Genomic DNA, 22,540 nt, shown 5'->3' with positions numbered 1-22,540 from the left:
TCCGGCAGAACCCGGCCCCAGTTGCCGGTCCACCACGACCCCAGGGGATGCAGGCCGTCATGATTCCTCGCTACACACTGCCCGAGATGGCGGACCTCTTCTCGGACCAGTCCCGCTACGAGACATGGGTCCGGGTGGAGATCCTCGCCTCCGAGGCACAGGTGCACCTGGGACGGGTGCCGGAGGAAGCGGTCCAGGACATGCGCCGCGCACGCGTGCCGCTCGCGGCACGGGTGGCCGAGATCGAGAAGGAACGGGACCACGAGGTCCTCTCCTTCCTCGCGGCCTACTGCGAGGACATGCCGGAGAAGTCCGCGCGCTGGGTCCACCTCGGGATGACGAGCTACGACCTGGTGGACACATCCCTCGGCCACACCCTGGCCCGCGCGACCGATCTGTTGACGGGCGCCGGACAGCGGCTGCGCAAGGTCCTGGTGGACAGGGCGCTCGAACACTGGGACACGGTGATCGTCGGCCGTACCCACGGGATCCACGCGGAGCCCACCACGTTCGGCCACAAACTCGCCGGCTTCGCGTTCGCCGTCGACCGCTCGCTCACCCGGCTGGCGGCCGCGCGGGAGGCCGTCGCGGTGGGCACCGTCTCCGGCTCGGTGGGCACCTACGCGCTGATCGACCCGTACGTCGAACGCCACGTCTGCCAGGAACTCGGCCTGGGCATCGAGCCGGCGCCCAGCCAGGTCGTCTCCCGCGACCGCCACGCCCAACTCGTGCAGGCGGTCGCGACGCTGGGCGCCTGCGTCGAGCAGATCGCCCTGGAGCTACGGCTGTTGCAGCGCACCGAAGTACGTGAGGTGGAGGAACGGCGCACCGCCGCCTACCAGGGCTCCAGCGCCATGCCCCACAAACGCAATCCGACCACCAGCGAGCGGCTGTGCGGACTGGCACGGCTGCTGCGCGGATACGCGACGACGGCACTGGAGAACGTGGCGCTGTGGCACGAGCGGGATCTGGCCCACCAGTCCGTCGAGCGGGTGATCCTGCCCGACAGCCTGTCCGTCGGCCACTTCCAGGCCACGGCGGCGGCCGAACTGGTCCAGTCACTCACGGTCTTCGAAGACCGCATGCGGGCGCACATCGAGCAAACGGACGGTCTCGTGTACAGCTCGGCCGTCCTCGCCGACCTGCTCCAGGAGGGTATGGAGCGGGAGAAGGCCTACCGGGCGGTTCAGGCCGCCGCGAACCGCACCGCAGCCTGTGGCGAACACCTCGGCGACACCCTCGCGAAGGAAGGCATCGACGCGGGGATCGGGCTCGGGCCGCAGCGCTTCCTTGTCAACCACGATGTGATCCGCACCCGTCTGGAGGCCCTTTCATGACTGTCACGAGCTGGAAGACCGAACGCGTCGACGGCAACGACCTGGACATCGACGAGGTCCTGGAGGTGTACCGGGCCTCGGGACTGGGCGAGCGCCGCCCCGTCGAGGACCGGGAGCGCTTCACGGCGATGGTGCGCCGCGCCAACCTCGTGCTGGTCGCGCGCGTGGACGGCGAGCTCATCGGCATCGCCCGCGCCGTTTCCGACTTCAGCTATGTCACCTACCTCTCCGACATCGCGGTCGCCCGCGCGCACCAGCGCTCCGGGATCGGCCGCGCCCTGATCGAGGCGCTGCGCCAGGAGGCGCCGGACGCGAAGATCGTGCTCCTCTCGGCACCTGCCGCGGCCGAGTACTACCCGCACATCGGCTTCGTCCCGCACCACTCCGCCTGGGTCCTCAACCCGTAGGGAGGCGTGGGGGATGTCGTCGAAAGCGCTGCTGGAGCCGCATACACCTGATCAGCAGGATCAGCTGCCCGACCGCGGCGGGCGGCGGATCCTGGTCGTCGACAACGACGCCGACACCGCGGAGCTGCTGGTGAACCGGCTGAGACGGCACGGCCACCAGCCCGTCAGCGTGAAGCGTGGCGGCGCGGCTCTCAAGGAGTACGAGGACGCCGATCTGGTCCTGCTCGACCTCGAACTGCCGGACCTGGACGGTCTGGAGGTCTGCCGGGCCATCCGTTCGATGAGCCATGTCCCGGTCATCATCGTCACCGCCCGCGAGTCCGAACTCGACTGTGTGCTCAGCCTTCAGGCGGGCGCCGACGACTATGTGGTCAAGCCCTACGGGTTCCGTGAACTCATGGCCCGTATCGAGGCCGTCGTACGCCGCGCCCAGTGGCAGCCGGCGGCCGCCGGAGAGATCCGGCACGGCCGGCTGTGCATCGACGCCGCCGCGCGCGAGGTCAGCGTGGACGGCCATGTCGTCGCCCTGACCCGCAAGGAGTTCGACCTGCTGCGCCTTCTCGCCGCCCATCCGGACACCGTCATCCCGCGCAGGCTGCTCCTGCAGCAGGTGTGGGGGGATTCGTGGTCCCGGCGCACCCTGGACACGCATGTCAGCAGCCTGCGCGGCAAGCTCGGTGACAGCGGCTGGATCACCACCGTCCGGGGAGTGGGGTTCAAGATCGGGAACGGCTGAAGCCGGGCGTTCCACGGCAACGCACAGCCCGCCGCCGGGAGTTCTGCCTCTGGCGGCGGGCTCGTCTGTGCGCACGGATCGCGGGCGAGCCGCGGCAGGTCACCAGGTGCGGCCCTTGAGCTCCTCGCATCCCTGAAGTTCGTCCGCGAACAGCCGCCAGAGTTCGGCGTACCCGTTCATCAGCTCCGACATCTGCCCTTTGCAGTGCGGAGGCAGGTTCGCAATGATCGTCTGCCGGTCCTTGGCGACCAGCGAGCAGGCGTCCAGCATGCGCAGTACGTTGCGTCCCACCTCGTTGAGGCGCAGGGACGGATCCCGCCGGAGCGAGTCGAAGATCATGAACAGCTCGCCGGGCGACTTGGCCTCCGGCTCCCGCGGCTGTGCGGGCCGCGGAGCCTGCCGTTGCGGCCGGCGCTCCACCGCCGTGATGCCCCGCTGCCGCGGCGGAACCGGGTCCTCACCACGCAGCAGCCGGTCCCGCACATCCGCGACCGTGGCGGGGGAGATCCCGGCCTTCTTGGCGATGGTCCGCAGTGAGGCAGCGGGGTCGTCCTTGATCAGCCGGCCCGCCAGCTCTCGCCCGTGCGCGGAGTTGAGCGGCCGGGCCCGGCCGTCCAGACCGACCCTGCGCTCGCAGTGAAGCGTGCCCGCGGCCGTCAGGCGTATCTCCGACACCTTCTTCGCGGACAGACCGGCCACGGCCGCGACGGCCCGGTCCGACCAGTGCGGGCGCGAGGCGAAGATGAGCCCGGCCGCTGCCGTACGGTCGGCCATGGACAGCGGACGACCCTGGGCCACGTTCATGGCCACCGAGAGAAGGGCCGCGTCGTCCTCGGCTCCGTCGAAGAAGCGGACCCGGATGTGCTCACGCCCCTTCAGCGCGGCGGCGCGCAGACGGTGCAGCCCGTCGATGACCGTCATGGTCGAGCGGTGCACGAGGATCGGCGGCAGCTCCGCCTCCAACTCGGCCAGCGCCAGGACGTATTCGCCGTCGACTCCCGCCACCCGGGGTGTGTAGGAGACCAGCAGATCGCCGAGCGGCACCAGCTCCACCGGAGCGTCGTGCAGGGCCTTGTCCCGCAGGGCGAGCAAGGAGTCCGAACTGCTGCCTTCGTGCGCTCGGACAAGCTGATGGACAATCACCGCGTCTCCTCAATGGCGCGAACGGGCTGCGTCGCTGCCTCTTCGGGCGGTCCTTTTCTGACACTTTCTGACAGAGTCGATCCTTCCTGCAGGGGCTGACGCCGCACTGACGGACGACTGATGCCTCCCTAGGGTGCGGGCTGACCTGCACATACATCAGGAGATGGAATCCGTGGCGGACGAGAGAGAACTGGCGAAAGCCCAGCGCGCGCACTGGCAGGACACCTACACCGCCCACCCCGGGATGTACGGAGAGCGGCCATCCGATCCCGCGGTCCACGCCGCCGAGGTGTTCCGGGCGGCCGGGGCGCGGCATGTGCTGGAGCTGGGTGCCGGGCACGGCCGGGACGCCCTGTACTTCGCCCGCGAGGGCTTCACCGTTCAGGCCGGCGACTTCAGCGCCGTCGGCCTCGACCAGTTGCGCGCCGCCGCCCGGGCGCAGGGTGTCGCCGAACGGGTGACCACCGTGGAGCACGACGTCCGGGACCCGTTCCCCTGCCGGACGCCTCCGTGGACGCGGTCTTCGCGCACATGCTGCTGTGCATGGCCCTGTCCACGGAGGAGATCCGTGCCCTGGTCGGTGAGGTCCGCCGGGTGCTGAGACCGGGAGGGGTCTTCGTCTACACCGTGAGGCACACCGGTGACGCCCACTACGGCGAGGGCACCTCCCACGGCGACGACATCTACGAGCACGGCGGCTTCGCCGTGCACTTCTTCCCCCGCAGCCTGGTCGACTCGCTCGCCGCCGACTGGACTCTCGACGAGGTCCACGCCTTCGAGGAAGGGGATCTGCCCCGTCGCCTCTGGCGCATCACGCAGACCGCGTCCCGGTGACGGCCCGGGGGCGAACGGGGCCAGGTCCCAGCAGGGCGGACCGCACCAGCGGCACACGAGTGGTTCCTGCTGCACTTCGGCCGGCGCGCCCATTGACAAGCCTCCTGGAGGAACCATGGTCACCCGACGCAATGTGCTCGGCGCCGGCCTCGCCGCCATCGGCGCGGGGCTCACCGGTGCCGCACTCACCCCGATGATCACCGCGCACAACGCCACGGCGGGCACCGCCGTCCCGCAGGCACAGGCCGGTGCGGCGGGCATGGCGGTGGAGCCCTTCCGCGTCGCCCTCCCCGTGCCGCCGGTGCTCGCACCCGTCTCAACAGTGGGCGGCGTCGACGTATATGCCGTCACCATGCGGAGGGCCGTCAAAGAGATAGTCCCCGGACAGCCGGCCGAGGTGCTGACCTACAACGGCAGTTTTCCCGGACCCACCATCAAGGCGCGCTCCGGCCGCCCCGTCGTCGTACGCCAGCGCAACCAGCTGGACATGCCCACCTCGGTCCATCTGCACGGCGCCTCGGTACCGCACCGCAGCGACGGCGCCCCGATGGACACCATCGCCCCGGGTGCCGGACGCACCTACGTCTATCCCAACCGGCAGCCGCACGCCTCGCTCTGGTACCACGACCATGCCCACCACATGGAGTCCGAGCACGTCTACCGCGGCCTGTCCGGCTCCTACCTGCTCACCGACCACACCGAGAGGCGGCTGCCGCTGCCCTCGGGGGCGTACGACATACCGATAGCGATACGCGACGCGCACCTCGACGAGTCCGGCCGGCTCGTGTACGTCATGGGCGACAGGAACCGCACCACGCTCCTCGCCAACGGCGTGCCCTACCCGTATGTCGCCGTCGCCGCCCGCAAGTACCGCTTCCGGTTGCTGAACTCGGCCAATACGCGCTCCTTCCGGCTGCGCCTCGCCGACGGCGGCCCGATCGTCCAGATCGGCTCGGACGGCGGACTGCTGCCCGGCCCGCACACCACCGACTCCGTCTACCTCTCGGCCGGTGAACGCGCCGATGTGGTCATCGACTTCTCGCGCTACCCGGTCGGCACGCAGCTGGTGCTGCAGAACACCACCGGCTCGGGACCGGCCGACCAGATCGGCCAGGTGCTGCGGTTCGACGTCACCCGCACCGCCCACGACCCCAGTTTCGTCCCGCCGGTGCTGCGCACCCTGCGCCCCCTTCCCGAAGCCACCGCGGAGCGGAGCATCGAGCTGCGCATGGACGAGGGCGGCACCGCGCCGCCCAAGGCGTACATCGACGGCAAGACCTACGACCCCGATCGCGTCGACTCCCTGGTGCGCCACGGCGCCAGCGAGATCTGGACCGTCACCAACCCCAACAAGATCGTGCCCCACAACTTCCATATGCACCTGGTGCAGTTCCGGGTGCTGGAGCGCAACGGGAAGGAGCCGGATCCCGGTGAGGTGGGCCTGAAGGACACCGTGATGCTGATGCCCGGCGAAACCGTCAGGCTCCAGGCGACGTTCGACACCTACCGGGGCGCCTACGTCTATCACTGCCACATGCTGGACCACTCGGCGATGGGCATGATGGCGACCATGAAGATCGCTTAGGAGAGTGGCAAGGATGGAGGCAACAGCCGGAAAACCGGCCGCCGTTGACGAGGCGGCGCGCTCCCGCAGTGTCCGCGTCGTGCTGCTCCCGCTCATGATCGCGATGCTGCTGTCGATGCTGGACACCATGATCGTGGGCACCGCGATGCCGACGATCGTCGGGGAACTCGGCGGGATGGAGCATCTGTCCTGGGTGGTCACCGCCTATACGCTCGCCACCGCCGCCTCGACACCGATCTGGGGGAAGCTCGGCGACATGTACGGCCGCAAGGGCACCTTCCTCGCCGCGATCGTCATCTTCCTCATTGGGTCGGCGCTCAGCGGAATGGCCCAGGACATGGGCCAGTTGATCGGCTTCCGCGCGGTCCAGGGCCTGGGGGCGGGCGGTCTGATGGTCGGCGTCATGGCGATCATGGGCGAACTGATCCCGCCGCGGGAGCGCGGCAAATACCAGGGCATGATCACCAGCGTGATGGCGCTCGCCATGATCGGCGGGCCGCTCGTCGGCGGCAGCATCACCGACCACCTCGGCTGGCGCTGGTCCTTCTACATCAACCTGCCGCTCGGCGCGATCGCTCTCGCCATGATCAGTGCGGTCCTGCATCTGCCCGCAAAGCGCTCCCGTTCCAGCGTCGACTACTCCGGCGCGGGGCTGCTGACCGTGGGCATCACCTCGATCGTGCTGGTGACCACCTGGGGCGGTACGGAGTACGCCTGGGGCTCGGCCACCATCACCGGGCTCATCGCGCTCGGCGTGGCCTCGCTCGCCGCGTTCCTGTTCGTCGAGACGAAGGCCGCCGATCCGGTCGTGCCGCTGCACATCTTCCGCAGCCGCAACTTCTCGCTGATGTCGGTGACCGGTTTCCTGACCGGGTTCGTCATGTTCGGCGCGGTGCTTTTCTTGCCGCTGTTCCAGCAGTCGGTGCAGGGCGCGTCCGCGACCAACTCCGGTCTGCTGCTGCTGCCGATGCTCGTGTCGATGATGGTCGTCTCGCTGTTCGCCGGCCGGGCGACGAGCAGCAGCGGAAAGTACAAGATCTTCCCCGTCGCGGGCAGTGCACTGATGGTCGCCGGGCTCTATCTGCTGGCCCAGATGGACACCGGGACCTCGCGGCTGACCTCCGGCCTTTCCATGGCGGTGCTCGGCGCGGGCATGGGATTTCTGATGCAGATCGTCATGCTGATCGCGCAGAACAGTGTCGGCATCACGGACATGGGCGTCGCGTCCTCCTCGATCACGCTGTTCCGTACGCTCGGCAGCTCCTTCGGCGTCGCGATCATGGGCGCGATCTTCAACCACCGGGTCCTGGACGTGATGGCCGAGCGGGCCGGCGACGGAGCCGCACTGCACGGCGCCCAACTGGACGCGGCGAGCCTGGCGAAACTGGACGCCCCCGCGCGCGCGGCCTACCAGTACGCGGTCTCCGCCGGGACCCACTCCGCCTTCCTGCTCGGCTCCGCGGTCGCGGTCATCGCGTTCCTCGCGGCGCTCTGCATCAAGGAGGTCCCGCTCAGGGGTGGTGCGGGCGGAGGCGCCGCGCCGGGCCGCACACGTACGACCGCGTCGGCTGTCTGAGCCGGGCCGGGTGGCGCCGGCTCGACGGCGGCACCCCGGCCCGGCCGCGATCAGCGCCTGAGGGCGCCCGGCCGGCGCAGACACAGCGCGGCCAGCAGCGCGGCCGCGGCAAAGGCGGAACCGGTCAGGAAGGCCGCGGACATCCCCTCACTGTGCGTCGACACCGTGACGAGCGTCGCCAGACCCAGTGAACCGCCCACGCTCTGCAGGGAGTTGAGAACACCGGCGGCGGCGCCCGCCTCGCCGGGGCGCAGCCCGGAGGTGGCCAGCACAGTGGGCGGCAGAACACAGAAGGCCATCCCGGCGCCGAGCATCAGCAGCGCGGGCAGCACGGCATCCCAGTAGCCGCTCGTTGCGGACAGCTGGGTCAGCCAGAGGTTCCCGCTGAGCAGCAGCGCGGCCCCGATCGCCATCACCTGCTTCGCGCCGATGTGCTCGGTCAGCCGCGCCGCGAACACGGCCGTCACCGCCATTGTGACCGGCAGGGGGACCAGCGCGGCGGCGGCAGTGAGCGGGCCCCACCCGCCCTCCTGCTGGAAGAACTGATTCAGGAAGAAGTACGTGCCGATCAGCGCGCCCGGAACGGCGAGCGTGCCCAGATAGGCACAGACCCGGTCGCGGTCCGCGAACAGCCGCAGCGCGACGATGGGTTGCTCGGCATGCCGTTCGATGCCGACGAAGACGACGAGCAGCGCAGCACCGGCCACGACGCAGCCCACGACCACCGGATCGCTCCACGAGCGCTCCGCGGCCTGGGCGAGCCCGTAGACGAGCGAGGCGGCGCCGAGGGCCGAGACCAGCGCGCCCGCGAGGTCGAAGCGGCCCAGGCTGCGTGCGGTCTCCTCGATGACGAACGGAGCCAGCACCAAAATCGCCAGCCCCAGCGGCACATTGAGAAGCAGCACCCAGCGCCAGGAACTCAGTGAGGTCAGCGCTCCCGCGAGGAGCAGGCCCCCGGCCGTGCTCACTGCCCCCACCGCCGTGCACACGGCGATCGCGCGCCGCCGCGGCGCCCCTTCGGCGAACATGCTCAGCACCAGGGCCAGTCCGCTGGGCGCGGCCAGCGCGGCACCGACTCCCTGTACGGCGCGTACGCCCACAAGGAACTCTCCGGACGGAGCCACCCCGCGCAGCATCGCGGCCGCGGTGAACAGCCCGACCCCGGCCAGGAACACCTTGCGGCGCCCGAGGATGTCACCGGCGCGGCCGCCGAGCAGCAGCAGTCCTCCGAAGGCCAGCAGATAGACGTTGATGACCCAGGCAGCGCCGACGGCGGACAGACCCAGCCCGTCGCGCATGCCGGGCAGCGCGATGTTCACGATCGGGTCGTCGAGCTGGATCATCGCGTTGCAACAGGCGATGACTGCCAGCGCGAGGGCGGGACGCGCCCTGCGCGCCGGGCGCACGGCGGCCGCCTGCGGCACTGGTTGAACCGACACTTGCGCTGACATGCGCAGCCTCCAGACGGGGAGCGGGGCGGTGGACGATGCCTCGACACCATGACCGGAAGCGCTCGAGAGCCCGTCGAACCCCAATGAGGCTGCTCCCGAAGGCTGGTGATGATCCTGGTCCGGGTGGATGATCGGCAGTGCGGTCCGCGAGCGGTGCGTGCGATGCGGGCCTCCGGCGACAGGAGAGTGGCCCATGGGATGGGTCGTTGGAGTGGGGATGGCTTTGGGCCTGCTGGGGATCGCCCTGGGCACGGCGTCGATACGCACGGGCTGGACGCTGCCCTGGGTGCGCCGCCGTGTCACCCGGCCCCGTATGCATGGACTCGGAGTGCTGCTGGTGAGCACCACCTCCGTCGTACAGGGCCTGTTCTACCTCCACGTCGTGCCGAGCCCGACGTGGGAGATCCGCTTCCTCGGAGCGAACGCCCTCATGTTCTCGGGGCTGATCCTCGTGGCCGCCGGTCAGATGATGGGACCGCCGCGTCGTACACGGTGAGTCCCAGCTCCTGCCCCCTCGGGGGCTAGGCGCCCTCGCGGATCGCCTCGATCGCCTTTGCGACACGCCGTTGCCGCGTCTCGGCTGTCTTCGCGCCCTCGATCGCCAGCACATGGCGGCGCCGGTGCGTGTACGCGAGACGGTCGTACGCCGCGCGGAGCTGAGGGTCGGCATCCAGCGCCTCGGCGAAGTCCGGCGGCTCGACCACGACGCGCGGCTCGGTGTCCAGTTGGAGGTCGACCTCCACCTCGTCGCCCTCGGCGATTTTGCTCGCGGCGCGGTTCGCCGCGCTGATCCCGACGATGAACCGCCCGCCCATGGCCGCGACGCGGCTGCGCCACGTATGCCCATTGATCGTGATGACGACCGCCGGACGCTTCCCCGCGCCCAGCGCGTCGACGACGTCCTCCGGGACCTCGACCCCGGTGGCGTTTCCGGCCGGTTCGACCGTGGCTCTGAACACCATGTCCGCACTCCCCTCAGGCAGTGCGGATGCTGTCATGCCCGGGGGAGCGTCTCAACCAGCCGCCGGTTGTGTCGCGTCGGCTGCCGCATACAGACGACTCGTAGATGCATTCCTCGCATATCTAGGACGCAGGCCACCTGATTTCGATAGTATTCGCGTATGCCGATGTCGTTGAGGGAGACGCTGCAGTTGACCGTCGCGGCGCTCATGCACGCCACGGGCGACTCGCAGAGCGAGCTCGCCGGTGCACTCGGCCTCACGCAGACCCAGGTGTCGCGCCGTCAGGCGGGCCGCACCGCCTGGACGCTGGACGACTGCGACGGCCTGGCGGCGCACTTCGGGCTTCCCGTTCTTGACCTGCTGGCCGGTCCGACCCGGGCCTGCGAACTGCTTCCACCGGCCCGGCGCCGGGCGCCGCGCGGGACGGCGCGGGCCGCGCGGAGCGGCAGGCCGTCCCTCTCGCACGAGGAGGCGGGACGATGACGGACTTCGACTCCATCGACGCGCTGCTGGCCTCGGCCCGGCAGGAGGTGCCGCTGCCGCCCGCCGAGGAGCGGCGCACCCTGCGAGAGGGGCTGAGCCTGTCCCGTACACAGGTCGCCGGTGCGCTGGGAGTGAGCCCGTCGACGGTCGGCGGCTGGGAGGCGGGCCGCGACCCCAGCGGCGAAGTCCGGGAGAAGTACGCCTACTTCCTGCAGGGCGCGCGGGCCAAGCTGGACTCCCGGAGCGAAGAGAGTGCCGCGACGGCACCGGACGTGCCGGAGGAAGACGACTCCGGCACGGAGGGAGCGGCCCCCGAGCCCGATCCCCAGCCCGAGCCCGACGACGTCGGCACGCTCGCGTCCCCGCAGCCCTGCGTGCTGTGCGGCAACCCCGCCCACCACCAGGTGGCAGGGTTCCCCCAGCACCTGGACCCCGCCGACTGCACGGCCGCCTGGCCGTCCGCACACGCGCCCGCACCCGCGCCCGCGCCCGCACCCGCGCCCGCACCCGTGAAGGTGGTGCCTGTCGGGCGCCGGGTCCAGACGGCGGCTTCGGACACGCCGGATCTGATCGGCCAGGCCGTCGCCCAGGCGCTGGAGAAGCACGGCGGAGACGTCGATGCCGCAACCGCCGCCTTGCTCAAGCGGGCTATCCCGGACGCGATGATCCTGCTCGACGAGACCCGCAAGGGCGCGCGGTACGACATCATCGGCCACCCGTGGATCCCCGACATCCTGCGCAAGAAGACCTCGAAGGGCGCCGACGAGATCTGGGAGGCCCGCCCCAAGTGGACGCGCCCCGAACTCCCGCCCGGCCGGCACGAGATCACCGCCCTGGACGTCAACGGCGCCTACCTCTCCGCCCTGAAGACCCATCTGCCGATCGGGCAGCTCGAGCACTCCACCGGCTTCGAGCACGACCGGCGCCGCGCCGGCGTCCATCTGATCACCCCCCCGGCCTGGGACCACGAGGACGTGCTGCCCAACCCGATCGGCAACCGCGACGAGCCCGGACCCCTCTGGGTCACTGAGCCGACGCTGCGCCTGCTGCTGCGCCTGGCCGGCCCCAAGTACGGGCTGTGCGAGGCCCCCGAGATCCACGAGTCGTACACCTCCGGCGCCACGGAGAACCTGCTGGAGAAGTTCCGTATCGCGCTCAAGGACGCCCGCGACACGGCCATCGCCGACGGCGATGACGTGACCCTGGAGTACGTGAAGGCCATGTACTCCAAATTCGTGTCGACGATGGGGGAGTCGACCTACAACCGGGAGCTGTTCCGCCCGGACTGGATGCACCTCATCCGCTCCCAGGCCTTCGCCAACCTCTGGATGAAGGCATTCAAGGCGCACGACGAAGGTCTCACCGTCGTACGGGCGATGGGTACCGACGAACTCCATGTCATCGGCGACTGGCACAGTGTCTTCCCTGAGGGCCGTGGCGTTACCGAGGTCAAGGTCAAGGACGTGTACACCGTCGGCCGTGACATCGACCCGGCCGCCGCCGGTGACAGCGACGAGACGGGGGAGTAGCGGATGCCCGAGCGCACCATCGAGTTCGGCACGTTCGGCGCTCGGGGCATCAAGGGCAGCGAAGCGGTGGCGCGTCAGCTCGACGCCCTCGCCGGCTTCATCGCCACCCCCATCACCCAGAAGCGCGGTCTGATGGCCCGCCTGCACTATCTGACCCGGACGGAGCACGCCCGCACGACCGCCCGCGATGCGGGCCTGACCGTCACCGACCGCACCCTCAAGGCCTGGCTCGACGGCAGACGCAATCCCTCGCGCAGGAACCTCGACCGGATCGACGCCGCCTACCGCACGGTGCGACGCCACAACGTGGCCCGCTATCTGCTCGGCAGGCTCAACGCCCGCGGCCGCGGCACCCGCGTCGAGATCCACCCGCTCAACCAGTCCCAGGTGAGCCGCCCCCACCAGCGCGTCGTGGAGTACCGCACGCTCAACGTCCGCCGCTGGGACAGCATCATCGCGGCCTGGGCCGTCGGCGACGAGCAGGGGCTCGACGACGCCTGGATCGACCAGATCGAAGACCTCGGCTCGCAGTGGGGCCAGTACGAGTACGTCACCAACGTCGGCTTCGCCGCGTAACGGAGGCCACAGGGCCACTCAGGGGGTCTGTCACGGGCTCTCCGCCCGCTCGAAGGTGAGGACGGCGACGCCGTCGCCGACCACCTTGGAATCCGCCAGGCGCAGATGCTTCTTGTCGCTCGTGGACCCGAAGAGGCGCTTCCCGGTCCCGAGGACCACGGGGAAGACCATCAGGTGCAGCTCGTCGACCAGATCGTGTTCGAGGAGGGTCTGCACCAGCTGCGCGCTGCCGTGGACGACGATGTTCCCGTCCAGCGTCCGCCTGAGGTTCGCAGCCTCTTCGGTCACATCGCCGCTGAGAACAGTCGAGTTGTTCCACTCGGCCTTGTCGAGGGTCTTGGAGATCACGTACTTGGGCATGTTGTTGAACTTGTCCGCGAAGTCGCCCTCCCGCGAGGGCCAGGCGGCGGCGAACCCTTCGTAGGTCCTCCGCCCCAGCAGCAGCGCGTCGGAGTCCCGAGTCTCGTCGAGCTTGAACTGGTTGCCCTCCTCTCCACGGTCGATCTCGAAGCTCCAGCCGTCGTACCTGAAGCCCTCGCCGCCGCCGGGCGCCTCCATGACACCGTCGAGCGAGACGAATTCAGTGACGATGATCCTTCCCATGCTGTTCCTCCCTTTTCGCGTTGGCATGAGTCATGACGCACTGATTGTGGCGCGCATGGGGCGATGGGCAAGGAGCGCCGTCCCGTGTTGCGCGGTGGGCTGCGGTCCACGTCGTCACAGCGTGTTGATCAGGCCGCCGTCGATCGTGAAGTCGGCGCCCGTGATGTTGGAAGACCGGTCGCCGGCCAGCCAGACGACCAGGTCCGCCACCTCGTCGGGCCGGGTGAACCGGCCGGTCACCGATTCGCTCGCGGCCCGGTCGGCGACCGCTGCCGGTTTCATCCCGTGGGCTTCGGCGACGGTGGCCGCGACGCCGTCGTCACCGAGCCACAGGGCGGTGCTGACCGGCCCCGGGCTGACCGTGTTGACCCGGATTCCTTGCGGGCCGACCTCTTTCGACAGCGCCTTCGAGAAGTTCGCCAGCGCCGCTTTGGCCGCGCTGTAGTCGATGACCAGGGGATCGGGAAGCCTGGCATTGACCGAGTTGACGGTGACCACAGCGCCCGAGCCACGCTCGACGAGGTGGGGCAGGGCGGCGCGGGTGGTGCGGACCGCGGCGAGGAAGTTGATCGTCAGGGCGGAGATCCACTCGTCGTCGGTCACCGACAGGAAGCCGCCGGTGCGGGGACGGACCGCGCCGACATTGTTGACCAGGATGTCCAGTCCGCCGGCTCCGACGGCGTCGACCAGCATCGCGGGGCCGTCCGGAGTGGCCAGATCCACCTGCACCGGCCGTACCCGGCCGCCGTCGGCGAGCTGTGACAGCTCGTCAGTGAGGCTGCGCGCCCCGGCGATGACCGCAGCCCCCTCGTCGGCCAACGCGCGCGTGATGGCCAGTCCGATCCCCTTGCTCGCGCCGGTGACAATCGCGACCTTGTCGGCCAGGTGCAGGTCCATGGGGACATCGTGGCATCGACGGCTTCTCACCCGTGGCTGCGACCGCTGGCGCGCCGAGCACGTTCTGCGGAGGCTGCCGGTCACCCTGATGCTGCGTTACGGGCGCGTGGCGTACGGTGCCCGGCATGTCCCGGCCTGCTGTGAAGCGGCAGCAACCAGCCCCTTACGGTCGGGAAACCGCGCGGGCCATCCCGGTTCGTATTGTCGTCGGACATGATGCTCAACCTACGGCGGCTGCTGCCGCCGCTTCCCGCCCTTCCCGGCTGGGGCTCGATTCGCGGCCGTGTGGCCATCGTGCTGGCAGTCCCCACCTGTCTGCTGTTGGTCGTGACCGGCCTCGGCGTGGCCGACAGGGCGTCCGACTGGTCCGCGGCGCGCGAGACCGCGGGCCGGGTCGAACTCGCCCTCAAGGCACAGGGCCTGGTGCGCGAGCTGCAGCGTGAGCGTGGCCTGACCAATGGGCTGCTCGGTGGCGCCGCGGAGTACCGCGACGACGTCGAGGCCCAGCGCGCACGCACCGACACCGCCCGTACCGGATTCGACGACCTCGTCAGGGAGGGCGGCCCGGGCGTGGACGCGGGCGACGGCTTACGGGACGCGCTCTCGCCGGTCTCGGCTCTGGTCGCCGTACGCCGTCAGGTCGACGGCGGCACTGCCCAGCGCCCCTCGACCCTGGCCGCGTATACGGAAGCGATCGACGGACTGATCGGTGCCTCGGCGGCACAACCGGCTCGTGGCGACCGCACTCTCGTCGACGGGATGGACGCACTGCAGGCTCTCACCCGGGCCACCGAGGCGATCGCCCTTGAGCGCGGCTTCCTCAACGGCGTTTTCGCAGCCGGGCGTTTCAAGGGGGCCGAATTCCTCCAGTTCACCGAAGTGCGGGCAGACCGGCTGGCTTTCCTGCGCCAGTACGCCGAACTGGCAGCTCCTGCCCAGCAGTCCGCGCTCGACGCGGCCTTCGCCTCCGGCAACGCCCGGCGCGCCATGGGCTACGAGAAGCAGGCCGAGGGCGGAGCCGATGGCAGCCGACTCGCCGTGGATCCCGGCCGCTGGTGGTCCTCGATGACCGCGCTCGTCGACCAACTCCATCGCGTTCAAGGGCAGATCGGTGCCCAGGTACGGGCTCGCGCGGACCGGATGGGGGACGGCGCCACCGGCCAGCTGGGCGGCTTCATCGGTCTCGGTGTGCTGATCCTGGCGGTCGCCACCGCACTCGCCGTGCTCTCCGCCCGTTCGATCACCCGCCCGCTCGTCGCACTCGCTGATGAGGCCGACATGGTCGCCAGTGCCGGGCTGCCTGCCGCTGTCACCCGGATCCAGCAGGCCGAAGCGGGCGAAGAACTCGCCCCCCAGCCCTCCCGCCGAGTGCCCGACAACGCCCGCGAGTTCACCCGGCTCGCCTACGCCCTGCACAATGTCGAGCACACCGCGATCGGTCTCGCGACCGAGCAGGCCGTGCTGCGGCGCAACAACTCCGAGTCGCTCGCCAGCCTCGGCCGTCGCAACCAGGCGCTGATCTCCCGCCAGCTCGGCCTGATCACCGCCCTGGAAAGGCAGGAAGTAGATCCGGACGCCCTCGGCGAGCTGTTCGAACTCGACCACCTGGCCACCCGTATGCGCCGCAATGCCGAGTCGCTGCTCGTGCTCGCGGGGGAGGAGCTGCCGCCGCGCACCTGGTCGGGTCTTGTGACAGCGGCCGAGGTGGTGCAGTCGGCGATCGCCGAGGTCGAGCAGTACCAGCGCGTGGCCGTGGCCGACGTACAGGAGGCACGGATCCGCGGCCGGGCCGTCGCCGAGCTCTCGCATCTGCTGGCCGAACTCATCGAGAATGCCCTGCTCTTCTCACCTCCCTCGTGCCCGGTCGAGATCTACGGCTGGCGCGACGGCGGCGAGTACTGCATGGCCGTCGTCGATCGCGGTTCCGGAATGACGGCCGAGGAGCTGGCGCGCTCCAACGCCCGGCTCGCGGGCCGGGAGTCATTCCTGGTCGCCCCTACCCGCTATCTCGGCCACTACGTCGTCGGGACCCTCGCGGCACGGCTCGGCGCCCAGGTCGAACTGCGCCCCACCCAGGGCCAGGGCAGTGCCTGCGGAGTCACGGCGTACGTCGCCCTGCCGTCCGCGCTTGTCGAGGTGCCTCAGACACAGTCGGCGACGGCGGGCTGAAAGGGACTGCCAGGACTCGGAGCACGGGTCACTCGTCCGTGCGGGTGGGGGGCGACGTACCGGACGCCCTTGCCGGGGGTCGTGTAGAACGTCTACGGCGGCGATGGACAGGCAAGCCGCCCGCACACCCGGCCACCCCTTCGGAGAGGGCTCCTGTGAGTGCCATCAGCGTCAGCCAGGCCGCCGTGCTCGGTGTCGTGGAGGGGGTGACGGAATTCCTTCCCATCTCCTCCACCGGCCATCTGAAGATCACCGAAGGGCTGATGGGCATCCCCGTCGACGACACGTCCGTCGTCGGCTTCACGGCCGTCATCCAGGTCGGGGCGATCGCCGCCGTGCTGACGTACTTCCGCAAGGACATCGTGCGGATCGTCTCCGCCTGGGGCCGCGGACTGGCCGACCGCGAGGAGCGGTACCACCACGACTACAAGTTCGCCTGGTGGGTCATCTACGCCACGGTCCCCATCGTCGCCGTCGGGCTGGCCGCCAAACCGCTCATCGAGGGCCCGCTGGCCTCGCTGTGGGTGGTGGCCGGATCGCTGATCGCCGGCAGTGGTGTGATGTGGGCGGCCGACCGGATGGGCCGTCACAAGCGCGGCGAGGACGACACCGGCCTCAAGGACACCATGCTCGTGGGCGGTTCGCAGATCCTCGCCCTGCTCTTCCCCGGCTTCTCCCGCTCCGGCGCGACCATGTCCACCGCCCTCATGCTCGACCTCGACCGGGTCGCGGCCACCCGGCTTTCGTTCTTCCTGGGCATTCCGGCGCTGACGGGTGCGGGGTTGTACGAGCTCAAGGACGCCCTCGGCACCGGTGTGGACACCACCCCGCTCCTCGTCGGCACAGTGGTCTCCTTCGCCGTCGCCTACGCCTCCATTGCCTGGCTGCTGAAGTTCGTCGCGCAGCACTCCTTCAACGCGTTCGTCGTCTACCGGATCGTGGTCGGCGGGGCGCTGTTCGCACTGCTGGGCACCGGAGTGCTCCACGCCTGAGGCGCGACCGGTGGTGCGGTAGGACGACCCGGGTTTCACTGAGACATGGCATTCGACGAAGGACTGGCCGAGCGGATCCGCGAACGCCTGGGCGCGGATCCGGCGATCACCGAGAAGCGCATGTTCGGCGGCCTGGCGTTCTTGCATCACGGCAACATGGCCGTCGGCGTCACCGGCGACGAGCTCATGGTCCGCGTCGGACCAGACGGCACCGACGCGGCCCTGGCCCGGACCGGTGCGCGTCTCTTCGACCTCAGCGGACGCCCGATGCGCGGCTGGGTCGTCGTCGCCGCAACCGCCATCGCCGAGGACAGTGACCTTGACGCATGGATCGAGGAGGGCCGTGCCTTCGCGGCCGGTCTGCCACCGAAGTGACCCGCGGACCGGCGATGCGACCAGCGGACCCGCGTCGCCGGCCATCGAAACCGGCTGCCGCGGCCGCCCCATCGAAGCCTGTCCGTCTCGGTCGACCGCGAGGGGATGGAAGCGGTGCAGGGCATCCTGCGGTCGCCGGTCGGCGCGCTGACCTGACGACCGCCGTGCCCGCGCCGGCGTTCGGTTGTGACGGCGCATCAGCGGCTCAGGCCGTCAGCTCACCCGCGCCGCCAGGAAGTCCTCCCAGGTCCGCCGCCCCAGCGTCGCCCCGTCGAGGGACAGGTTCGCGCCCGCCCGGTAGGCGCGGCCGGCCTTGCCCGGGATGCGGACCGGCATCATCAACCGGCGCTTGCTGCGCGCCCGCAGATATCCGCCGGCCAGGTCGCCCATCCCGTACACCTTCGGTCCGGCCAGGTCGGGCACCAGGCCGGCCGGCTCGCCGAGCGTCAGTTCCACGAGCCGGGCTGCCACGTCGCGCGAGTCGACCGGCTGGAACCGGAGTCCGCCCGGGACCGGTATCACCGGCAGCTTTGCCATCTTCTCCACCACGGTCAGGGCCAGGTCGTGGAACTGCGCGGCACGCAGCGTCGTCCACGGCACGCCGGATTCGGACACCGCCTGCTCCGCGGCCAGCTTGGACCTGAGCCAGCCCACCGGAACCTTGTCCGCCCCGATGACCGAGATGTACACCAGGTGCCGCACCCCGGCTCGCGCCGCGGCCCGCACCAGGTTCCGGGTCGCCACGTCGTCGCCCTTGGGGCCACCGGCGAGGTGCAGGACGATCTCCGCCCCGTCCACCGCGGCCTCGATCCCCTCGCCCTTGAGCAGGTCACAGGCCACGTACTCGACGCCGTCCCGGGACTCGCGGCCGTGCCTGCTGAGTACCCGCACCTTGCAGCCGGCCTCCAGCAGGAGCGGGACGACCCGGCTCCCGAGGGTGCCCGTGCCGCCGGTGACCAGGATGGTTGACGTCATGGCTTCTCCCAAGCTTGTCCGGACCGGGCGCTCGAACTCCCAGCCCCATCAGTAGGTTCTCGGTGATCTACTTCTATGACACCTGCCGAGCGAGGAATGTGACCGATGGACGAGAACGCAGGGCTGGCCGAGCGCTTCGAGGAAGACCGCACTCGTCTGAGAGCGGTGGCCTACCGGATGCTCGGCTCGGCGAGTGAGGCCGATGACGCCGTGCAGGAAGCCTGGCTGCGCGTCAGCCGCGCCGACACCAGCGATGTCCACAACTTCACCGGATGGCTGACCACGGTGGTGTCACGGGTGTGTCTGAACATGCTGCGCTCGCGCGAGCACCGGCGCGAGGAGCCCCTTGACGCACTGGTGCCAGATGCGGCACCCGGCCACGAGGAAAGGCGCGACCCCGAGGAGGAAGCGTTGCTGGCCGACTCGGTCGGGGTGGCCATGCTGGTGGTGCTCGACACGCTGGCGCCGGCCGAGCGGCTCGCCTTCGTACTGCACGACATGTTCGCCGTGTCCTTCGACGACATCGGCGTGATGCTCGAGCGTTCCCCGGCCGCAGCCCGACAGCTGGCGAGCCGCGCCCGCCGCCGGGTCAAGGGGGGCGCCGTGGTGGCCGACGCGGATCTGGCCCGCAAGCGCCGAGTGGTCGACGCCTTCCTGGCCGCCACCCGTGGTGGGGACTTCGAGGCGCTGGTCGCTCTGCTCGATCCGGACGTGGTGCTCCGGGCGGACAAGGTGGTCGTCCCGACTCCCGAACCCCTCGTCATCCTCGGCGCTCACACTGTCGCCAAGGGCGCGATGGCCGCGACGGGACGTGCCCGGTTCACCGGACTGGCGCTGGTCGACGGAGCAGTCGGCCTCGCGATGGCGCCCCGCGGTCGGCTCTTCCTGGTACTCGCTTTCACGATCACGGACGCCGGGATCACCGAGATCGACGTGATCGCGGACCCGGGTCGCCTCGGCCAACTCGAGATCGCCGTACTCGACGACTGACACAACTGCGCGGCGAAGACGCTGCGTTCCGGAACTCACCGCTCACTTGGCGGCGGCGTCGATCTCCGTGATCAGGCCCTCGACCAGCTTCTTGATCTCGTCGCGGATGGGGCGTACGGCCTCGACGCCCTGACCGGCCGGGTCCTCCAGTTCCCAGTCCAGGTACCGCTTGCCGGGGAAGACCGGGCAGGTGTCGCCGCAGCCCATGGTGATGCAGACGTCGGACTCGCGGACCGCGTCCACCGTGAGGACCTTGGGCGTCTCGGCGGAGATGTCGATCCCGACCTCGCGCATCGCCTCGACCGCGGCAGGGTTCACGGCGTTGCCGGGGTTGGAGCCCGCGGAACGGACCTCGATACGGTCACCGGCAAGGTGGGTCAGCCAGGCGGCGGCCATCTGCGAGCGCCCGGCGTTGTGGACACAGACGAACAGCACGGAGGCGGCAGGGGTCGAGGCCATCGGATCTACTTCCTTTTGCTCAGTCCGGACTGGTGTCAGCTTCGGCTGATGTGAGAGTATCAGCCCATGATGACGTCAGTCGACACTGACCTGATCCGGGTGCTGGCCGACCCGCTCAGGCTCCGGATCGTGACCCTGCTCGCCCGCGAGACCCTGTGCACCACGCACCTGGTGGAGGAAACCGGCGCCCGGCAGACGAATCTCTCGAACCACCTGAAGGTGCTGCGCGAGGCCGGAGTCGTGGAGACCGAGCCCTGCGGACGGTTCACGTACTACCGGCTGCGGCCCGAGGTCATCGAGGCACTCGCCGGTCAGTTCGCCGGCCTGGCGGAGACCGCGCGCGCCACCGCCGAGGCGAACATCAAGCGCTCCTGCCCCTGAACGCCCTTTCCTGTAACGCCTGCTTGCCTCTGCACCGAGGAGTCCTGTTGAGCACCACCCGAGCCGCCGGAACCGAGTCCCCCGCGGAGGCCGTCATATCCCCCACCGAACCGCAGCCCGCGCCGGGCGCCACACCGCCGCGCACGCCGCTCGTGGCCAGGGCCGCCGCCGAACTGGTCGGCACCGCCGTTCTGGTCGCGGTCGTGGTCGGCTCCGGCATCCAGGCCACCGAGCTCACCCAGGACGTCGGCCTCCAGCTGCTGGCCAACTCCCTCGCCACCGTCTTCGGGCTCGGCGTACTGATCGTCCTGCTCGGCCCGGTCTCCGGCGCGCACTTCAACCCGGCCGTCACGCTGGCCGAGTGGTGGACCGCCCGCCGCGGCGGCCCCGGCGTCACCGCCCGCGAGACGGTCGTCTACGTCCCCGCCCAGATCGCCGGCGCGATCGCGGGCGCCGTGCTGGCCGACGCGATGTTCGCCGAGCCGCTGGTCAAGTGGTCCACGCACGACCGCTCGGCCGGACACCTGCTGCTCGGCGAGGTCGTGGCGACCGCGGGGCTGATCCTGCTGATCTTCGGCCTGGCGCGCACCGACCGCCTGCGCTTCGCGCCGGTCGCCGTCGCCTCGTACATCGGCGCCGCCTACTGGTTCACGTCCTCGACCTCGTTCGCCAACCCGGCCGTGACGATCGGCCGTGCGTTCACCGACACCTTCGCAGGCATCGCACCCGGCTCGGTCCCGGGCTTCATCGGCGCCCAACTGGCAGGTGCCGTCGTCGGTCTGGCCCTGGTGGCGTTCATCTTCATGCAGGGACGGGACGCTTCCTCGCAGTCCGCCGGATGAGCCCGGACCCCCGCGCCGTCAGGACAGCGTGCCGACGATGGTGCGGACCTGGTCGGCCACTTCTTGCGGCAGTGGGGCGTAGTGAATGCGTGAGAGGTCCTTCTGTCCCTCCGCGCCCGCCGTGTAGGTCAGGAAGGACTTGAGGGCGGGCAGTACGTCGGCGGGGGTGCCCTTGTCGCAGACGATTTCGTACGTGACGAGGACGATGGGGTACGCGCCGGCGGCCTTGGTCCGGTAGTCGAACTTCACCGTCATGTCCTTGCCGGTTCCCGACACATGGCCCGCTGCGATACCGGCCGATGCCGTCTCGGCGGAGACGGCGACGGGCTCGGGCGCGCCCGTGTCGAGTCTGACCGTGGGGATCTTGCCGGCCTTCGCGAAGGACAGCTCGAAGTAGCCGATCGCGCCGTCCGTGCCCGCCACCTGGGATGCCACCCCGTCGGATCCGGCCGCGGAGTTGCCTCCCTTCGCCTGCCAGGTCTTCTCCTTCGGATAGGGCCAGTCGTCGGGCGCGGCCCCGGAGAGGTAGGCGTTGAAGTTCTGGGTCGTACCGGAGCCGTCGGAGCGGTGCACCGAGCTGATGGGGGTGGCAGGCAGCCGCAGGCCCGGGTTCAGGCGCTGGATGGCCGGAGCGTTCCACACGGTGATCTCCGAGTCGAAGATCTTCGCGAGAGTGGGGGCGTCGAGGACGAGGTTGTCGACGCCCGAGAGGTTGTAACCGAGGGCGATGGGGCCGCCGACCATCGGCAGATCGATGGCTCTGCCCCCTTTGCACACCTCGCGGGAGTCGTCGATCTCGTCCGGCTTCAGCGTGCTGTCGGTCCCGCCGAGCACGGTCGCCCCGCGCAGAAACTGGGCGACACCGGCGCCGGAGCCGACGGGCACGTAGCGGATCTGCACGCCCGGGCAGGCCCGCTGGTACTCGCGCATCCAGTGCGACATCGCGTTCTGCTGCGCGGAGGAACCGGACGCCGCCAGCTGGCCCTTCGTCGCGCACGCGATGTGACTGTTCGCCGTGGCGGTCGGCCGCGGGTCGTCCGCGGCGCCGAGCCCACAGCCGGAGAGGAGGACGACGCCCGTCACTGCCGCCGCACCCGCGCCGAGCAGATGCCTGCGGCTCGTGGGTCGATGCTGCATCTGTGGTCCCTTCGAGAAGCCGGGGACATAGATGCTCGGCCATGGGGGAGCGACCGAGGTGACGCGTGGGTGAACACCGGCCGTCGCTCTGCCGACGCGGA

25 protein-coding genes are annotated in these 22,540 nt (G+C 70.1%); 17 read left to right on the top strand and 8 right to left on the bottom strand.

The features are described from left to right. Window positions 1-59 precede the first annotated feature (59 nt). Genes purB through OHA61_RS02470 form a run of 3 tightly spaced genes read left to right on the top strand, consistent with a single transcriptional unit; the run spans window position 60 to window position 2,480 of the window. Window positions 60-1,337, top strand: a complete 1,278-nt coding sequence (gene purB, locus OHA61_RS02480) for an adenylosuccinate lyase (protein WP_406301466.1) — start codon at window positions 60-62, stop codon at window positions 1,335-1,337. Next, the gene (locus tag OHA61_RS02475; protein ID WP_406301465.1) at window positions 1,334-1,744 is read left to right on the top strand and encodes a GNAT family N-acetyltransferase; all 411 of its coding nucleotides are present in this window, start codon (window positions 1,334-1,336) and stop codon (window positions 1,742-1,744) included. The genes purB and OHA61_RS02475 overlap by 4 nt, the downstream gene beginning before the upstream one ends. Before the next feature lie 13 nt (window positions 1,745-1,757). Next, a complete protein-coding gene (locus OHA61_RS02470) occupies window positions 1,758-2,480 on the top strand; it encodes a response regulator transcription factor (RefSeq protein WP_406301464.1) in 723 nt (240 codons plus the stop codon). A gap of 99 nt (window positions 2,481-2,579) precedes the next feature. Here the strand turns inward: OHA61_RS02470 and OHA61_RS02465 are convergent, their stop codons facing one another. Beyond that, window positions 2,580-3,623, bottom strand: coding sequence for a ParB N-terminal domain-containing protein (locus tag OHA61_RS02465; RefSeq protein WP_406301463.1), 1,044 nt, complete (start codon window positions 3,621-3,623; stop codon window positions 2,580-2,582). A gap of 172 nt (window positions 3,624-3,795) precedes the next feature. Here OHA61_RS02465 and OHA61_RS02460 point away from each other — a divergent pair, with 172 nt between their 5' ends. The 4 genes from OHA61_RS02460 (at window position 3,796) to OHA61_RS02445 (ending at window position 7,618) form a co-directional block, all read left to right on the top strand. Continuing rightward, on the top strand, window positions 3,796-4,224 hold the full coding sequence (locus OHA61_RS02460; protein ID WP_406301462.1) for an SAM-dependent methyltransferase: 429 nt from the start codon (window positions 3,796-3,798) through the stop codon (window positions 4,222-4,224). Then, window positions 4,167-4,457 (top strand): hypothetical protein, encoded by a 291-nt coding sequence (locus tag OHA61_RS02455; protein ID WP_406301461.1) that lies wholly within the window; start codon window positions 4,167-4,169, stop codon window positions 4,455-4,457. The genes OHA61_RS02460 and OHA61_RS02455 overlap by 58 nt, the downstream gene beginning before the upstream one ends. Before the next feature lie 115 nt (window positions 4,458-4,572). Beyond that, window positions 4,573-6,042, top strand: a complete 1,470-nt coding sequence (locus OHA61_RS02450; protein ID WP_406301460.1) for a multicopper oxidase family protein — start codon at window positions 4,573-4,575, stop codon at window positions 6,040-6,042. A gap of 13 nt (window positions 6,043-6,055) precedes the next feature. Beyond that, window positions 6,056-7,618 (top strand): MDR family MFS transporter, encoded by a 1,563-nt coding sequence (locus OHA61_RS02445; protein WP_406301459.1) that lies wholly within the window; start codon window positions 6,056-6,058, stop codon window positions 7,616-7,618. A 50-nt stretch (window positions 7,619-7,668) separates the two neighbouring features. Here the strand turns inward: OHA61_RS02445 and OHA61_RS02440 are convergent, their stop codons facing one another. After that, entirely contained in the window at window positions 7,669-9,069 is a 1,401-nt protein-coding gene (locus tag OHA61_RS02440; RefSeq protein WP_406301458.1) for an MFS transporter, read from the bottom strand. A 193-nt stretch (window positions 9,070-9,262) separates the two neighbouring features. On the opposite strand from OHA61_RS02440, the gene OHA61_RS02435 reads away from it, so the two are divergent. After that, window positions 9,263-9,565, top strand: coding sequence for a hypothetical protein (locus OHA61_RS02435; RefSeq protein WP_406301457.1), 303 nt, complete (start codon window positions 9,263-9,265; stop codon window positions 9,563-9,565). A 25-nt stretch (window positions 9,566-9,590) separates the two neighbouring features. Here the strand turns inward: OHA61_RS02435 and OHA61_RS02430 are convergent, their stop codons facing one another. Next, on the bottom strand, window positions 9,591-10,031 hold the full coding sequence (locus tag OHA61_RS02430; protein WP_406301456.1) for a YdeI/OmpD-associated family protein: 441 nt from the start codon (window positions 10,029-10,031) through the stop codon (window positions 9,591-9,593). Between the two features lie 159 nt (window positions 10,032-10,190). On the opposite strand from OHA61_RS02430, the gene OHA61_RS02425 reads away from it, so the two are divergent. From OHA61_RS02425 to OHA61_RS02415, 3 genes are read left to right on the top strand one after another with little or no spacing between them, the layout of a single operon-like run. Next, a complete protein-coding gene (locus tag OHA61_RS02425) occupies window positions 10,191-10,514 on the top strand; it encodes a helix-turn-helix domain-containing protein (RefSeq protein WP_406301455.1) in 324 nt (107 codons plus the stop codon). Beyond that, a complete protein-coding gene (locus OHA61_RS02420) occupies window positions 10,511-12,043 on the top strand; it encodes a helix-turn-helix domain-containing protein (protein ID WP_406301454.1) in 1,533 nt (510 codons plus the stop codon). Before OHA61_RS02425 ends, OHA61_RS02420 begins: the two co-directional genes overlap by 4 nt. A 3-nt stretch (window positions 12,044-12,046) precedes the next feature. Further along, window positions 12,047-12,619: a transcriptional regulator gene (locus OHA61_RS02415; RefSeq protein WP_406301453.1), complete on the top strand. Its 573-nt coding sequence runs from the start codon at window positions 12,047-12,049 to the stop codon at window positions 12,617-12,619. A 30-nt stretch (window positions 12,620-12,649) separates the two neighbouring features. Here the strand turns inward: OHA61_RS02415 and OHA61_RS02410 are convergent, their stop codons facing one another. Both OHA61_RS02410 and OHA61_RS02405 read right to left on the bottom strand, forming a co-directional pair. After that, on the bottom strand, window positions 12,650-13,222 hold the full coding sequence (locus OHA61_RS02410; protein ID WP_406301451.1) for a dihydrofolate reductase family protein: 573 nt from the start codon (window positions 13,220-13,222) through the stop codon (window positions 12,650-12,652). Window positions 13,223-13,336: 114 nt separating this feature from the next. Further along, entirely contained in the window at window positions 13,337-14,119 is a 783-nt protein-coding gene (locus tag OHA61_RS02405; protein ID WP_406301450.1) for an oxidoreductase, read from the bottom strand. Window positions 14,120-14,332: 213 nt separating this feature from the next. Between OHA61_RS02405 and OHA61_RS02400 the strand changes: the two genes are divergently transcribed. From OHA61_RS02400 to OHA61_RS02390, 3 genes are all read left to right on the top strand, one after another. After that, window positions 14,333-16,288: a nitrate- and nitrite sensing domain-containing protein gene (locus tag OHA61_RS02400; protein ID WP_406301449.1), complete on the top strand. Its 1,956-nt coding sequence runs from the start codon at window positions 14,333-14,335 to the stop codon at window positions 16,286-16,288. Between the two features lie 155 nt (window positions 16,289-16,443). Continuing rightward, a complete protein-coding gene (locus tag OHA61_RS02395) occupies window positions 16,444-17,280 on the top strand; it encodes an undecaprenyl-diphosphate phosphatase (RefSeq protein WP_406301448.1) in 837 nt (278 codons plus the stop codon). A 45-nt stretch (window positions 17,281-17,325) separates the two neighbouring features. Then, complete coding sequence (locus OHA61_RS02390) at window positions 17,326-17,655, top strand: TfoX/Sxy family protein (protein ID WP_406301447.1); 330 nt, start codon at window positions 17,326-17,328, stop codon at window positions 17,653-17,655. Window positions 17,656-17,868: 213 nt separating this feature from the next. Here the strand turns inward: OHA61_RS02390 and OHA61_RS02385 are convergent, their stop codons facing one another. Continuing rightward, window positions 17,869-18,630, bottom strand: coding sequence for an SDR family oxidoreductase (locus OHA61_RS02385; RefSeq protein WP_406301446.1), 762 nt, complete (start codon window positions 18,628-18,630; stop codon window positions 17,869-17,871). A gap of 105 nt (window positions 18,631-18,735) precedes the next feature. Here OHA61_RS02385 and OHA61_RS02380 point away from each other — a divergent pair, with 105 nt between their 5' ends. Then, window positions 18,736-19,620: a sigma-70 family RNA polymerase sigma factor gene (locus tag OHA61_RS02380; RefSeq protein ID WP_406301445.1), complete on the top strand. Its 885-nt coding sequence runs from the start codon at window positions 18,736-18,738 to the stop codon at window positions 19,618-19,620. Between the two features lie 42 nt (window positions 19,621-19,662). Here the strand turns inward: OHA61_RS02380 and OHA61_RS02375 are convergent, their stop codons facing one another. Beyond that, window positions 19,663-20,079, bottom strand: a complete 417-nt coding sequence (locus tag OHA61_RS02375; protein ID WP_406301444.1) for an arsenate reductase ArsC — start codon at window positions 20,077-20,079, stop codon at window positions 19,663-19,665. 66 nt (window positions 20,080-20,145) lie between these two features. Between OHA61_RS02375 and OHA61_RS02370 the strand changes: the two genes are divergently transcribed. Both OHA61_RS02370 and OHA61_RS02365 read left to right on the top strand, forming a co-directional pair. Then, window positions 20,146-20,460: a metalloregulator ArsR/SmtB family transcription factor gene (locus tag OHA61_RS02370; RefSeq protein WP_361916747.1), complete on the top strand. Its 315-nt coding sequence runs from the start codon at window positions 20,146-20,148 to the stop codon at window positions 20,458-20,460. Between the two features lie 47 nt (window positions 20,461-20,507). Continuing rightward, the gene (locus OHA61_RS02365; RefSeq protein ID WP_406301443.1) at window positions 20,508-21,302 is read left to right on the top strand and encodes an aquaporin; all 795 of its coding nucleotides are present in this window, start codon (window positions 20,508-20,510) and stop codon (window positions 21,300-21,302) included. An 18-nt stretch (window positions 21,303-21,320) separates the two neighbouring features. Here OHA61_RS02365 and pstS read toward each other — a convergent pair whose 3' ends face one another. Beyond that, window positions 21,321-22,439: a phosphate ABC transporter substrate-binding protein PstS gene (pstS, locus tag OHA61_RS02360; protein WP_406301442.1), complete on the bottom strand. Its 1,119-nt coding sequence runs from the start codon at window positions 22,437-22,439 to the stop codon at window positions 21,321-21,323. Window positions 22,440-22,540 lie beyond the last annotated feature (101 nt).

The sequence above is a fragment of the Streptomyces sp. NBC_00885 genome, assembly GCF_045207475.1.
In the GTDB taxonomy this organism is placed as follows: Bacteria; Actinomycetota; Actinomycetes; order Streptomycetales; family Streptomycetaceae; genus Streptomyces.
The sequence above is the reverse complement of the archived record's forward strand: the minus strand, read 5'-3'. Positions and strand labels throughout refer to the sequence as shown.

What these genes read in the sequence shown, in the direction of transcription:
- OHA61_RS02425 (WP_406301455.1), top strand. Translation starts at nt 10,191, where the DNA reads ATGCCGATGTCGTTGAGGGAGACGCTGCAGTTGACCGTCGCGGCGCTC.
- OHA61_RS02370 (WP_361916747.1), top strand. Translation starts at nt 20,146, where the DNA reads ATGATGACGTCAGTCGACACTGACCTGATCCGGGTGCTGGCCGACCCG.
- OHA61_RS02375 (WP_406301444.1), bottom strand. Translation starts at nt 20,079, where the DNA reads ATGGCCTCGACCCCTGCCGCCTCCGTGCTGTTCGTCTGTGTCCACAAC.
- OHA61_RS02475 (WP_406301465.1), top strand. Translation starts at nt 1,334, where the DNA reads ATGACTGTCACGAGCTGGAAGACCGAACGCGTCGACGGCAACGACCTG.
- OHA61_RS02385 (WP_406301446.1), bottom strand. Translation starts at nt 18,630, where the DNA reads ATGACGTCAACCATCCTGGTCACCGGCGGCACGGGCACCCTCGGGAGC.
- OHA61_RS02405 (WP_406301450.1), bottom strand. Translation starts at nt 14,119, where the DNA reads ATGGACCTGCACCTGGCCGACAAGGTCGCGATTGTCACCGGCGCGAGC.
- OHA61_RS02435 (WP_406301457.1), top strand. Translation starts at nt 9,263, where the DNA reads ATGGGATGGGTCGTTGGAGTGGGGATGGCTTTGGGCCTGCTGGGGATC.
- OHA61_RS02400 (WP_406301449.1), top strand. Translation starts at nt 14,333, where the DNA reads ATGATGCTCAACCTACGGCGGCTGCTGCCGCCGCTTCCCGCCCTTCCC.
- OHA61_RS02455 (WP_406301461.1), top strand. Translation starts at nt 4,167, where the DNA reads ATGGCCCTGTCCACGGAGGAGATCCGTGCCCTGGTCGGTGAGGTCCGC.
- OHA61_RS02380 (WP_406301445.1), top strand. Translation starts at nt 18,736, where the DNA reads ATGGACGAGAACGCAGGGCTGGCCGAGCGCTTCGAGGAAGACCGCACT.
- OHA61_RS02450 (WP_406301460.1), top strand. Translation starts at nt 4,573, where the DNA reads ATGGTCACCCGACGCAATGTGCTCGGCGCCGGCCTCGCCGCCATCGGC.
- OHA61_RS02430 (WP_406301456.1), bottom strand. Translation starts at nt 10,031, where the DNA reads ATGGTGTTCAGAGCCACGGTCGAACCGGCCGGAAACGCCACCGGGGTC.
- OHA61_RS02445 (WP_406301459.1), top strand. Translation starts at nt 6,056, where the DNA reads ATGGAGGCAACAGCCGGAAAACCGGCCGCCGTTGACGAGGCGGCGCGC.
- OHA61_RS02390 (WP_406301447.1), top strand. Translation starts at nt 17,326, where the DNA reads ATGGCATTCGACGAAGGACTGGCCGAGCGGATCCGCGAACGCCTGGGC.
- pstS (WP_406301442.1), bottom strand. Translation starts at nt 22,439, where the DNA reads ATGCAGCATCGACCCACGAGCCGCAGGCATCTGCTCGGCGCGGGTGCG.
- OHA61_RS02420 (WP_406301454.1), top strand. Translation starts at nt 10,511, where the DNA reads ATGACGGACTTCGACTCCATCGACGCGCTGCTGGCCTCGGCCCGGCAG.
- OHA61_RS02415 (WP_406301453.1), top strand. Translation starts at nt 12,047, where the DNA reads ATGCCCGAGCGCACCATCGAGTTCGGCACGTTCGGCGCTCGGGGCATC.
- OHA61_RS02470 (WP_406301464.1), top strand. Translation starts at nt 1,758, where the DNA reads ATGTCGTCGAAAGCGCTGCTGGAGCCGCATACACCTGATCAGCAGGAT.
- OHA61_RS02440 (WP_406301458.1), bottom strand. Translation starts at nt 9,069, where the DNA reads ATGTCAGCGCAAGTGTCGGTTCAACCAGTGCCGCAGGCGGCCGCCGTG.
- purB (WP_406301466.1), top strand. Translation starts at nt 60, where the DNA reads ATGATTCCTCGCTACACACTGCCCGAGATGGCGGACCTCTTCTCGGAC.
- OHA61_RS02410 (WP_406301451.1), bottom strand. Translation starts at nt 13,222, where the DNA reads ATGGGAAGGATCATCGTCACTGAATTCGTCTCGCTCGACGGTGTCATG.